Source organism: Paenibacillus nitricinens, assembly GCF_052056485.1.
Lineage (GTDB): Bacteria > Bacillota > Bacilli > Paenibacillales > Paenibacillaceae > Paenibacillus_AQ > Paenibacillus_AQ nitricinens.
Map to the genome: position 1 here is coordinate 1063554 of NZ_CP183948.1, position 12370 is coordinate 1075923.

A 12370-nucleotide genomic window follows, 5' to 3' on the forward strand; every position below is an offset into this window, starting at 1 on the left:
TGGCCATGGACGATGGAGTCCATGGCCTTTTTTGCAATACTTAGAAGGTTAAAGAGAGGGATTCATAAATCAGAAATATATCAATCGATCATTCAGCAGCTTCGGACCATTGAATCTGAAGAACAAGTCCGTATTTTGTATGCGTGTGAAACGGGGCAATGGAACTGGTAAGCTGGATGACTCCGAAGGGTCACATTTCGCCAGTATGGCCGGAAGCCGACGTGGGAAATTGACGCTGCTAACTGTTGATACGATTAGAGCTGGTCAAATGGGTGTAACCTTTTATTATGCGGGTAAGAGTTATGGCTGGCAGAACCTATTCCATCTTCCTGTCTTAATGTGTACACTCATAGTTGAATAAGAACGTCTTTTGGTAGGAGGCAGAATCACATGGACGAAATTCCAGATCATTTAGATCACGGATTACAAATTGTTTTTATTGGATTTAACCCGAGTATCCGTTCTGGCGAGGTTGGGCATCATTACGCGAATCCGCGAAATAATTTCTGGAGAATCTTACACAATTCAGGACTTACTCCTCGGTTGTACGACGCGTCTGAGGACGGAGAGCTGCTAAAGCTGGGTTATGGTTTTACGAATATTGTTGCCAGACCAACACGCGGGATCGACGATATCACTCGTGAGGAATATAATGAGGGCCGCGAGTTGCTTCGCTCCAAGCTGGCGCTTTATCGCCCACAAGTCGCTTGCTTCGTTGGAAAAGGTGTATATACAGAGTTTAGTCGGAGAAAAAAAGCAGAATGGGGATTTCAAGGAAACGTGTCTCCAACGGTAGATGGTGTGCGTGAATTTGTCGCCCCCTCTTCCAGTGGATTGGTTCGAATGCCAATGGAGGAGATCGTAGGGATCTACCGTAGGTTAGCTGAGTTTACACAAGAGAGCGATGGCTGACTCGGGAGACTGAGTTGGAGGGAACAGAGGGTGGAATGCTGAGTAGTGGCGCATGTGTAGGGGTAGTTGTGGAGAAGCTGAGAAATGCCGCTAGTAACACGAAGGGGCAACTTCATGGATGAGCTATCGGACTCGACAATGATTGCCATATAGCGTAGTAGAATTAGAAGCCCTTATGTACCTTATAACACAGCTTGCTACAGCTCTGACTCACTCTTGGCTATCTCCCATCAAGTCCCTGTAATCCGCCACCCCCGAAAAGCTTAGAACATAAAACGAGCAAGATTCCAGTTGGAATCTTGCTCGTTTTATGTCTTCAAAGGGTTGTATAGGCTAAGTCTCGATCAACAACAGGATGATAGAGGATAAGGATAGACAAACGCTGATCAAGCATAACACGGCAACGACTTGCTTTTGGCTCAGACCTGCACGGAGCAGGCGGTAATGAGCCTGGGTTGCGTCGGCCTGATAAATGGACTTGCCTTGGATAAAGCGTTTGACGACGACAAAAATATTGTCGAAGATCGGAACGCCCAGCGCCAGAATCGGGATGAACAGCGACAGGGCCGTGGCTTGCTTAAACGCACCGTCGAGTGCGATTACCGCAAGGATGAAACCAAGAAAGGTAGCCCCGGCGTCGCCCATAAAGATTTTGGCAGGCGGTTTATTATAACGTAGATAAGCAATGGTGACGCCGACGAGCGCAATCGCCATAATCGCTGAAGAGGACTGCCCCTTAGTTAATGCGACAATAAATAGTGTTATGGCCGAAATAGCAGTTAAGGCGCCAGCCAAACCATCCATACCATCCGAGAAATTAATGACAGTGGTTACGCCGAAGATCCAGATAATCGTCAATAGAAACTGTAATACAACGGGTAGAACGATATAATCCCCTGAGAAGGGGTTATAGAATCCAGTAAATGCGTTGCCGGAAAAATAAACAAGAACAGCCGCACTTACCTGCACAATCATTTTGGGCAGTGCCGGGAAATCCTTACCCTTTGTTTTGTACCAGTCATCTATGGTACCAATAGTTAATAGCAGCACACCCCCTGCAAACAGTGCGACTGTCTCCATGGAAAATTCCCGGGCAAAGACCAGGTAAGTGATGAAGAACCCGATGAATATGGCATAACTGGCCGTAAGCGGTATAGGTTCTCTATGGATTTTACGCTCAACGTCTTGACGAGGCTTGTCCACAAAATCAAGTCGGAAAGCTAGTCTGCCGAGCGGCGGAATTAGAAAGTATACGATAGAAAAAGACATTAGAAACGATAAAACGTATAATATGACGCTCACCACCGTTTTCTTTTTAAAATAACACAGTTCGCTTAAAACTACCTTAAAAAAGTAAATTTTTGTCGTCTGACTGATAAGTTGACTTGATTGTATCACTGTAGTACCTTTTTGAGAAAAGAGTTTTGGGGGATATGATGAAATACGACGTTATTTTATTCGATGCTGACGATACACTGTTTGATTACGGAATGGCAGAAAGTCACGCGTTATCTAACGCATTTCTACATGTTGGGATGCCCACAGGTGCTGAGGATTATGCTGCCAGTTATCAGGAGATTAATCATGCGCTGTGGCGGGATTTGGAGCAGGGGAAGATTAGTTCTGCGGCATTACGCGTGGAACGGTTTAATCGGTTATTTACTGCGAATGCGCTGGAGCTAGATCCTGAGGCGTTTAGTGAAGCATATCTGCGTTTCTTAGGCGAGGGAACCTTTCTGATCCAGGGAGCGATCGAGCTGTGCGAGGAGCTTGCCGGCTGCCGATTAGCAATCATTACGAACGGAATTAAAGAAGTGCAAACTTCCAGAATCCAAGGATCACCGCTTAGTGAAACCTTTGAGCAGATCATTATTTCAGAGGAGGCTGGTTGTCAGAAGCCGGAGACAGGGATTTTTGATTATGCTTTTGCCAAATTGGGGATTTCGGATAGGGAAAAAGTACTGATTGTAGGGGACTCCTTAACCTCTGATATTCAAGGCGGAATCAATTATGGGATCGATACTTGCTGGTTTAACCCGCTCGGTAAAGAGAATTCGTCGGGTGTTCAACCGAAATACGAAATTCGAGTTCTGTCGGAGCTCTTAGACATTGTAGGCAAGACAGCTGATCTTCAATAATAAAAAATAAGGTGTGAGCGCATAGCGACTCACACCTTTTATTAAGTGAGCTGAAGGATCTTATTGCTGAGTATCCAGCGGCTTCAGATAAGCTTCGATTTGCTGGCGTTTCGATTCCAGAAATGGTGGCAGAGCAAGAGATTCACCCAAACTTTCCATCGGCTCATCTGTTGCAAAGCCTGGTCCGTCTGTAGCTAGCTCAAAAAGAATGCCGTTAGGCTCGCGGAAATAAAGGGAGCGGAAGTAAAAACGATCCACGAATCCGGAGTTGGGAAACTGAGCAGTGCGTATATGCTGGACCCATTGCTTCAATTCCTCCTCGTTGTCCACGCGGAATGCGACATGGTGTACCCCGCCTCGACCTAAATGTTCCTGCTCTAGATCATTACGTTCCTCTAGGTGAACCTCTGCACCTGACCCGCCTTCTCCAGTCTCGAATACAATCACATCAGGCTGTCCTGCTACTGTGGAAGGATAAGTGCCTTTGCGGCGGAAGCCAAGCAATTGCTCCAGTACAGCCGCAGTATGCTCTGCACTTTCTACTGTAAGATGTGCGGGACCTAGGCCAATAATCCCATACTCAGCGGGTACCGGGCTTTTTGCCCAAGGGATGCCAGCGGCAACACCCTTATCATTCTCGTCGGATACTAGTATGAAACGTTGCCCTTCATGATCACGGAAGGCTAAAGTCTGGCGGCCGCCGATTGTTTGAATCGTCCCATGCTCAACGTCAAGCTCGGTGAAGCGCTGCTCCCAGTAGAGAAGTGCGGCATCGTTTGGCACCCGAAGGGAGAGCGCGGAAATGCTGTTGTTGCCTGCACGGTTGCGGCCCGCCATCGGGAGCTCGAAGAAAGTTAATTCGGTTCCGGGTTTACCCTTCTCATCACCATAGAATAAATGATACACTGAAATATCATCCTGGTTTACTGTCTTTTTAATGAGACGCAGTCCAAGTACTTCGGTATAGAACCTAAAGTTTTCCTGTGCGTTACCTGTAATTGCGGATACGTGGTGTAGTCCTTTTAATATTAATGTCATGTGTAATTACCTCCGTGTAAATGCTAAATGTGAGTAAGTTATATTGTGATCTTTAAAATATTAAGTGAGTATTATTAAGTAGCTATAATTTTAATAGTAAAAAGCGGTTTTTGCAAGTAGATGTTTATGCATCATAAAATCCAGTTCATACATAAGGAGAGTGTACATTGCACACAACAACTAGCTTGATGAAACAATTGCAGGAGCTAAAGCTTGATTCACATGGGACTATTCTGGTCCATTCCTCATTAAAAAGCATTGGGGAAGTAGATGGAGGCGCGAACACAGTATTGGATGTACTCAGTGAATATATGAAGGACGGACTGCTCGTATTGCCAACCCATACATGGGCTTATATTAATGCAGACAATCCAAGGTTCTCTGTTCAAGATTCCCCTTCTTGTGTAGGGATATTACCGGAGTTGTTCCGTAAACGTCCAAATGTTACTCGCTCTTGGCATCCGACACATTCTGTAGCGGCTTTAGGTGCAGATGCTGAGGAGTTCACCACGGGAGATGAACGCTGGGATACGCCGTGCGCCCGTGGTTCAGCATGGGGCAAGCTACTTGATCGAAAGGCGGAAATTGTCCTGCTGGGAGTCGATCTTCGGCGGAATACGTTCATCCATGGCATTGAAGAGTGGGTCGATATTCCAGGCAGAATGACGGATACCTATGAGGAGCTATATACGGTGACGCCAGGTGGCGATGAAATCATGGTGCCTTCTCGCAGACACTGTGGCCTCTCTTGGTCTGAGCATTTTTGGAAAGTGGAACGCGAGCTTGAAGAAGGCGGTGCTATGCGTAAGGGGCATTTTGGCGATGCGCTGGTTAGGATATGCGGGACGGTAGAAACAACGAATATTCTAAGCCAGATGCTGACAGAAAATCCTAATCTTTTCTCAGATAATGAGCCACTGCATGGGGAGGACAAGCCGGTACCACTTCCAAAGACTAGGGCGTGAGCAACCCTAGAAGAGGCTAATTGAATGCCGATAAAGCATTTTTCAAACCACACAATCTGGAAGCCGCTATCAATGTATGGTATATTAATCTCACTAAAACATAGTAAGGAGATTGGAAATGGAAAAAACTTTGGTTTTTGGACACAAAAATCCGGATACGGATACGATTTGTTCTGCAATTGCTTATGCTGCACTCAAAAAGGAATTGGGCTGGGATGCTGAGGCAATTCGTCTGGGTGAGGTTAGTGGTGAAACGCAATTTGCGCTTGACCATTTCGGAGTCGCTGCTCCTCGACTGGTAGAGAACGTAGCTGGTGAAGCAAATCAGGTTATTCTTGTTGACCATAACGAACGCCAACAAAGTGCAAATGACATTGATCAAGTGCGCGTGGTTGAAGTTATCGACCATCACCGGATCGCAAACTTTGAAACTGCACATCCGTTATACTATCGTGCTGAGCCAGTAGGCTGTACTGCTACTATTCTTAACAAGTTGTATAAAGAAAACGGAATTGTAATCCCTAAAGAAATCGCCGGATTGATGCTGTCTGCGATCATTTCTGATTCCTTGCTGTTTAAATCACCAACTTGCACTGCGGAAGATGTAGCTGCAGCACGTGAGCTTGCTGAAATCGCTGGTGTAGATGCAGAAAGCTACGGTCTCGATATGCTGAAAGCTGGAGCTGACCTTAGCGACAAGAGTATCGCTCAACTGATTTCCTTGGATGCAAAGGAATTCAAAATGGGTGAATACAAAGTTGAAATCGCTCAAGTGAACGCGGTGGATGTTAATGATGTTCTCTCCAAACAAGCTGAACTGGAAACTGCACTTACTTCCATTATTGCTGAAAAAGAATTGGATCTGTTCCTGTTTGTAGTTACAGATATCCTCAATAACGATTCTGTGGGTCTGGCTCTGGGTCGTGTTGCAGGTGCAGTAGAAACGGCGTACAATGTTAAGCTTGATGACAATAAAGCACTTCTCAGAGGTGTAGTATCCCGTAAATCGCAAATCGTTCCTGTTCTTACAGAAACAATTGCTAAGCTGTAACGCATTTTGACAATTGCACTCGATTCGGTGCAGTAGCATTCATATAAGAGCCACGTCATCCATTGAAAGTTTTAAGGGTGACGTGGTTCTTTTTGTTTTACGACGCATTCTGCTACAATACTTTGAGAGGTAAGAGTAACAACCAACATGTGGAATATAACAAAGAGACAGGGGATATTAAGAATGGAATTGTTTGCAGCACTCGAGCGGGACGATTACGAGGAACTGTTATTTTGTCAGGATAAAGCATCAGGATTAAAGGCAATCATTGCCATTCATGACACGACATTAGGGCCCGCACTGGGTGGGACACGGATGTGGACCTATGCTACAGAAGAGGAAGCGATTGTTGACGCGCTTCGTTTAGCGAAAGGGATGACGTACAAAAATGCAGTATCCGGTCTAAATTTAGGCGGCGGGAAAACAGTGATTATAGGTGATCCCAAGAAGGATAAGAACGAAGCGATGTTCCGTGCTTTCGGAAGATACATACAGGGCTTGAATGGACGGTACATTACAGCCGAGGATGTTGGCACTACAGAAGAAGATATGAACATTATTTATCAGGAGACAGATTATGTTACAGGTACATCTCCTACTTATGGTTCATCGGGCAATCCGTCACCAGCGACGGCTTACGGCGTATACCAAGGGATGAAGGCAGCGGCCAAAGCAGCGTTTGGCAGTGATTCGCTCGAAGGGAAGACTGTAGCCGTTCAAGGTGTTGGGAATGTGGCTTTTTCGCTGTGTAAGCATCTTCATGAAGAAGGCGCTCAGCTTATCGTAACCGATATTCATAAAGAAGCTGTTGGGCGCGCAGTAGAAGCTTACGGCGCCAAAGCAGTCGATCCTGCAGATATTATCAGTACAGATTGTGATATCTATGCTCCATGCGCACTCGGAGCAACGATCAATGATGAGTCCCTCCGGGTAATTAAGGCGAAGGTGATCGCAGGCGCAGCCAACAATCAGTTAAAAGAGGCCTATCATGGCGATACGCTGCACGAAATGGGCATTGTGTATGCTCCTGATTATGTGATTAATGCCGGTGGCGTTATTAATATTGCCGATGAACTGAATGGTTATAATAAGGAACGTGCGTTTAAGCAGGTTTCAAAAATTTACGATAACATCACCCGCGTGCTGGAAATCTCACGTCTAAATGGAATTCCTACTTCTGTTGCGGCAAATCAGCTTGCAGAGGAACGGATTTCCTTATTAAGAAATACTCGTAGTACTTTCCTGCGAAATGGTCAACATGCGCTTAGCAGAAGATCACTCCGGGGATAAGGTGCATAGGTACTTAAATTAGTCTTTCACATGCAAAAGCGCATCAGCGTCGCTAAAGGACGGTAAGCTTATATTTTTAAAAAAACTCGGCAATCTCTCCGAATCATTTTCCGGATGGGAGCTTGCCGAGTTTCTTAATATATAAGAATTTATAAGTTTCACGCTATATATTATCCTTATATTTCTCTCAATAAACGCTTACCGTCCATTAAGGACGCCGAAGGCGTTTTTGCTTGTTATTGTACTTTTTGTGGTTCCGGGTAAGTGACGCCTAGTGTGTCGACGGTTACTTTCTTCATCACTGGCGGTTCTTCTGGACGATCTGAACTGTCTGTTTTCAAGCCCACAATGGATTTAACCACGTCCATGCCTTCGGTAACTTTGCCAAAAGCGGCATAGCTTCCATCTAGACTAGGATAAGCTGCATCCATAATAAAGAACTGGGAGCCGGCAGAATCTGGAGCCTGCGATCTTGCCATGGACAGAACACCTTCCGTATGCAACAGGTTATTAGTAAACCCGTTTCCAGAGAATTCTCCGGCGATACTATACCCTGGACCACCCATACCGGTTCCATCAGGATCACCGCCCTGGATCATGAAATTAGGGATCACTCTATGGAATATGGTGCCGTCATAAAATCCTTTTTGAATCAGTGAGATGAAGTTGTTAACCGTGTTAGGGGCAACTTCAGGATAAAGCTCGGCTTTGATGATGCCTCCATTATCCATCTCAATGGTCACAACGGGGTGGCTTGCTGTAGCTGAAGGGAGCCCTTCATTAGCTCCAGGATTTGTCTCGCTGCTAGCGTTATTACCTGCTGCTCCACTGCTGCTTCCATTATTACTGCTGGCATTATTATTGGTAGGCTTATTACCGCAACCTGCTGCAATAACCATCACCAGGCATAACATGACCATTAGGATAGCAGATCTTGCTCGTGTAGACTTCACTAATCAATCTCTCCTTTTTCTTGAATAATCTCGTAGGTACTTCTCATAATAACCTCTTTGTCCCTTTACATGCAAAGGTCAGTTGTGACATGTGGGATTGGCACATTCACAAAAGAGGTTTACAATAATAGGAATGTTTCCGCGAGAACATCAAGAAAGGATGTGTAGATCATGCGCTTTTCATGGAAACGGAACTTAATCGTGCTTTGGGTGGGTGTCTTTTTTTGTAGTACAGCGTATTCGATCTCTATTCCGTTCCTCTCTATTTTTTTGAGTGACGAACTTGGGGTTACGAATCATTTGGAAATTTGGTCTGGGGTTAGTTTTGGCATAACCTTTCTGGCCAGCGCTTTAATTTCTCCCTACTGGGGTTCCTTAGCCGACAAATATGGTCGGAAGCCGATGCTTATTCGCTCGGGCTTCAGTTTGGCAGCCTTATATCTGATTAATTACTTCGTGCATGATCCTTACGTCTTTCTGATCGTGCGCGTACTGCAAGGATTGCTTGCTGGATTTGTTCCCGCTGCGATAGCCATGGTGGCTACGAACACACCTGAGGATAAGACCGGTTATGCGCTGAGTATTATGTCTACAGCCGGAGCAACGGGCAGTATCATTGGTCCATTGATCGGCGGTGTAGTGAGTTTTTACACAAGCAATCGGGTTGCTTTTTTATTCTCAGCAGGTATTGTACTCGTTTCGGCACTTATCGCTACTTTTTTTGCTAAAGAAGAGAATTTTGACCGATCTGCTCCGAGGTCTCATGTAAGTGATGATATTAAGGAAGCGCGTAGCAATCGCGCATTTATGACTTTGCTATCGCTGGCGGGAATAAGCACCTTTTCTGTTATGATTCTGGAGCCGCTTATTCCGATACATCTGCTAGACATGGGAATCGCCAAAAGCAGCGCCTCGCTAAGCTCAGGAATTGTATTCTCCGCTGTGGGTATTGCTACTGTGCTAATGGCTCCGCAGTGGGGTAGAATTGGAAGCCGGAAGGGTTTCGGGATGATCTTGTTCATTGGATTAATCGGTGGAGGTATCGGTAATATTCTGCAGTTCTTTGTTACAGGGTATGTGGAATTCGCCGTTCTTCGTTTTGCCTACGGCTTGTTCTATGCAGGTGTGCTTCCATCTGTAAACGCAATGATTGTACAAGTGATTGAACCCGGGTTTCGTGGACGTGCCTTTGGTCTCAACCAAGCGGCATCTCAACTCGCGACAATGGCCGGGCCTATTATAGGTGGCTTACTTGGGGCATTTATCCAGATCCGCTGGGTGTTTGTGATCAATGGGGTGATGCTGCTTGTAGCAGCGGTATTGGTTAAGACCCGTAAGCTGGATTCCCAAATTGCAGCAGCGCGTTCAGCAGAATAACCGGCAGCAACAAGAATAACCCTTTCTGAGACCAGTGCTCATATTGAAAGACAAATAAAGCCGCCGGATCCTATTCCGGCGGCTTTATATAGTCTAATCTCCCTGTGATCCGTTTAAGATGTCCGTTCCAGGCATTCCATCTACTGGTGGTGAAGCAGGGTCGATGATGGATCCTGGATACACCTCATCTGCATCAGGAATATCTTCCAGTGGCGGATCCTCCTCTTCCATCTCTAGCAGCTCCTCGTCATCATCAGTATCGCTGCTTGTTAGTCCTGCCGTTTCAGCAGCCAAGAATGCATCGGATTCCAGTAAGTCATTTCTTTCGAGTGCTTCCTCAGGTTGGTTTAAACCAATATCCGCCGCCAAATATTTATCGCCAACCAATACGGGGTCGGCATCTTCATTGACAACATCCTCTACATCAATATCAGCTTGTATATAACGCTCGTATGCAAAGTCGGCCTCAGTTTTATTAGGTGTATCTTCCATAGCCGTTCACTCCCTCGGTAGGTTAAGATTTGGACTTCTCATATGTATCTTTACCCGATTGCCTATGTTCGAATCGGTTTATAAATAATCAGGGAAATAACGCTGATAAATAACGTCTTTTTTCGAGGGAATTAACAAGAATAGGCAGGAATAGTGCGAAGGTTGTCGAAATTAAGAATCATATATGATCATTTAAACAACTAATGAATTACTGAGGTGCTACGATGAAGTTGCCAAAACCAAAGATAGCGGCTTCTTTGCTATTATTTCTATTGCTAACAGCAATAGTGTCTTACGGTGCGGCGATAGTGAGTGCTGGATCATCAGACTCTGCGCTGCCAAGCTGGGAGATTAGATTTGGAAATACAGAAGCAGAGACTGTCGAAGAAGCTGTAGCAGCTGCAGATGATGAATGGATTCGCGTAACGCCTCATGATAACAAACCAGAGACGCCAAAAGGTACATCCTCAGCGTGGCTCCGGTTTTCTTTGCCGCAAATGAGCGAGAAATCCGCGTTATTCATTAATAAGGTATATGGAAATAGCGTCAAAGCTTATGTGAATAACGCGTTAGTATATGATTCTGAGAATAAATACAATTTCAACGGCAACAAAATTCTAATTCCTTTATCCATAGAAGATGGAGGGAAGGAACTATACATATGGACACACGGAGGAAGCAAGGATTTAGGAATAGAAGGCGAAATAAGAGTAGATCGCTACAGTGAGCTGTTGTCCATTTATGTAAAGCAGGGCTTAATGGATATTATCATTGGGACGACATTTATCTTTATAGCTATTGTCCTGTTTATTTGTTCATTATTCTTGAGAAAAGGATTTTTTACGGACGGATTTTTGTTGGTATTAATTCTCTTATCTATTGGAGTTATAGTGGTTACGTATTCTTCGTTTTTGCCGATCATCCTCGGGGATTATGGGAAAATCGTGCTTGTTTTCTTTGATTTAGCGTTGTACACTTTGTTGCCATCCGTAACCTTTTATTTCGAGAAAATATTCGGTTCAGGGAAAAAACAAATCGTTACCCGATTCCGTAAATTTCAATTGGTATATTCTATATTCTGTTTTTCACTAATGGTTATTAATATCCTTCTGTCGTATCAGCTGGAAGACTTTTATAGATTCATGACTGCTGATATTCTAGGCATCATTATGATTGTGCAATTTATATTATTGGTAAGCTTAGCGTTAATTCATACTTATCGCGGCAATGGAGATGCTATTGTTTTTACTACAGGGTTTACCATCTTTGCATTTATATCTCTTGTCGAATTGATCGTATACTACATATCCAGAGAATCCTATCAATTATATTGGTGGAAGTGGGGGATGATGGTTTTCGTAGTATCCTTAATCGTCATTCTGGGGAGAAGGTTTACGAGAAACCACGAGCAACTTGTTGAATATTCTCGTAAGCTTGAAACGTTTAATAATGATTTGCAGCGTTCCGAGAAAATGGAGATTATAAGTGAATTGGCGGCTTCTGTAGCGCATGAGGTACGGAATCCTTTACAGGTAACCCGTGGTTTCCTTCAGATCCTAGGAGAACGTTCAGATTATAAGGAGAGGGAATATATGCAGATGGCTATCGCAGAACTGGATAGAGCTACGGTGATTATCTCAGACTTCCTTACCTTTGCTAAGCCAGGGCTAGAGACCATTGAGAGGCTTGATGTATCCGAGGAGTTACGGCATGTGTCGGGTATTCTCGCTCCGCTTGCAAATTTGCAAGGGGGAGTCATTGAACTCAACCTGCAGTCAGAACTCTGCGTGATTGGATCATCTGCCAAATTTAAACAAGCGTTTATTAATATTATAAAAAATAGCATCGAAGCCTTACAGGATAATGGACTTATTAGAATTACGGCCTGGAAATCCGAAGGCCATATAATGATTAGTGTACGTGATAATGGAGAAGGGATGAGTGGTAGTGAACTGGCCCGACTGGGTGAGCCTTATTACTCTAATAAAACAAAAGGAACAGGGCTTGGACTTATGGTAACCTTCCGAATAATTGAGGCGATGGAAGGGTCAACTGAGTTTCAGAGTGAGAAGGGGGAAGGGACGGAGATTATTATTAAATTGCCAAAGGCTAGAAAAAATTAGGAGAATTTAATGATTATTCCGTTTTTTAGAA

The 12370-nt window shown here is 44.6% G+C and carries 12 protein-coding genes; 8 read left to right on the top strand and 4 right to left on the bottom strand.

The genetic code is table 11. The features are described 5' to 3' along the window. Nucleotides 1-109: 109 nt before the first annotated feature. A complete protein-coding gene (locus ACN6KS_RS04710) occupies nucleotides 110-361 on the top strand; it encodes a hypothetical protein (RefSeq protein ID WP_440961474.1) in 252 nt (83 codons plus the stop codon). 29 nt (nucleotides 362-390) lie between these two features. After that, a complete protein-coding gene (locus ACN6KS_RS04715) occupies nucleotides 391-912 on the top strand; it encodes a mismatch-specific DNA-glycosylase (RefSeq protein WP_094871527.1) in 522 nt (173 codons plus the stop codon). Between the two features lie 333 nt (nucleotides 913-1245). On the opposite strand, the gene ACN6KS_RS04720 is transcribed toward ACN6KS_RS04715, so the two are convergent. After that, nucleotides 1246-2181, bottom strand: a complete 936-nt coding sequence (locus tag ACN6KS_RS04720) for an MraY family glycosyltransferase (protein WP_094871567.1) — start codon at nucleotides 2179-2181, stop codon at nucleotides 1246-1248. Nucleotides 2182-2348: 167 nt separating this feature from the next. Here ACN6KS_RS04720 and ACN6KS_RS04725 point away from each other — a divergent pair, with 167 nt between their 5' ends. Further along, entirely contained in the window at nucleotides 2349-3050 is a 702-nt protein-coding gene (locus ACN6KS_RS04725) for a YjjG family noncanonical pyrimidine nucleotidase (RefSeq protein ID WP_094875441.1), read from the top strand. Between the two features lie 60 nt (nucleotides 3051-3110). Here the strand turns inward: ACN6KS_RS04725 and ACN6KS_RS04730 are convergent, their stop codons facing one another. Continuing rightward, complete coding sequence (locus tag ACN6KS_RS04730; RefSeq protein ID WP_440961475.1) at nucleotides 3111-4088, bottom strand: ring-cleaving dioxygenase; 978 nt, start codon at nucleotides 4086-4088, stop codon at nucleotides 3111-3113. A gap of 167 nt (nucleotides 4089-4255) precedes the next feature. On the opposite strand from ACN6KS_RS04730, the gene ACN6KS_RS04735 reads away from it, so the two are divergent. From ACN6KS_RS04735 to ACN6KS_RS04745, 3 genes are all read left to right on the top strand, one after another. Beyond that, nucleotides 4256-5053 (top strand): AAC(3) family N-acetyltransferase, encoded by a 798-nt coding sequence (locus tag ACN6KS_RS04735; protein WP_094871532.1) that lies wholly within the window; start codon nucleotides 4256-4258, stop codon nucleotides 5051-5053. A gap of 118 nt (nucleotides 5054-5171) precedes the next feature. Continuing rightward, a complete protein-coding gene (locus tag ACN6KS_RS04740; protein WP_094871533.1) occupies nucleotides 5172-6104 on the top strand; it encodes a manganese-dependent inorganic pyrophosphatase in 933 nt (310 codons plus the stop codon). Nucleotides 6105-6287: 183 nt separating this feature from the next. Further along, a complete protein-coding gene (locus ACN6KS_RS04745; RefSeq protein WP_076283886.1) occupies nucleotides 6288-7394 on the top strand; it encodes a Glu/Leu/Phe/Val family dehydrogenase in 1107 nt (368 codons plus the stop codon). Between the two features lie 236 nt (nucleotides 7395-7630). Here ACN6KS_RS04745 and ACN6KS_RS04750 read toward each other — a convergent pair whose 3' ends face one another. After that, nucleotides 7631-8314, bottom strand: coding sequence for a peptidylprolyl isomerase (locus tag ACN6KS_RS04750; protein WP_094871568.1), 684 nt, complete (start codon nucleotides 8312-8314; stop codon nucleotides 7631-7633). Between the two features lie 204 nt (nucleotides 8315-8518). Here ACN6KS_RS04750 and ACN6KS_RS04755 point away from each other — a divergent pair, with 204 nt between their 5' ends. Next, entirely contained in the window at nucleotides 8519-9724 is a 1206-nt protein-coding gene (locus ACN6KS_RS04755; protein ID WP_076283887.1) for an MFS transporter, read from the top strand. A gap of 93 nt (nucleotides 9725-9817) precedes the next feature. Here ACN6KS_RS04755 and ACN6KS_RS04760 read toward each other — a convergent pair whose 3' ends face one another. Next, nucleotides 9818-10216: a hypothetical protein gene (locus ACN6KS_RS04760; protein ID WP_440961476.1), complete on the bottom strand. Its 399-nt coding sequence runs from the start codon at nucleotides 10214-10216 to the stop codon at nucleotides 9818-9820. Between the two features lie 224 nt (nucleotides 10217-10440). On the opposite strand from ACN6KS_RS04760, the gene ACN6KS_RS04765 reads away from it, so the two are divergent. Beyond that, entirely contained in the window at nucleotides 10441-12339 is a 1899-nt protein-coding gene (locus tag ACN6KS_RS04765) for an ATP-binding protein (protein ID WP_440961477.1), read from the top strand. Nucleotides 12340-12370: the final 31 nt, after the last annotated feature.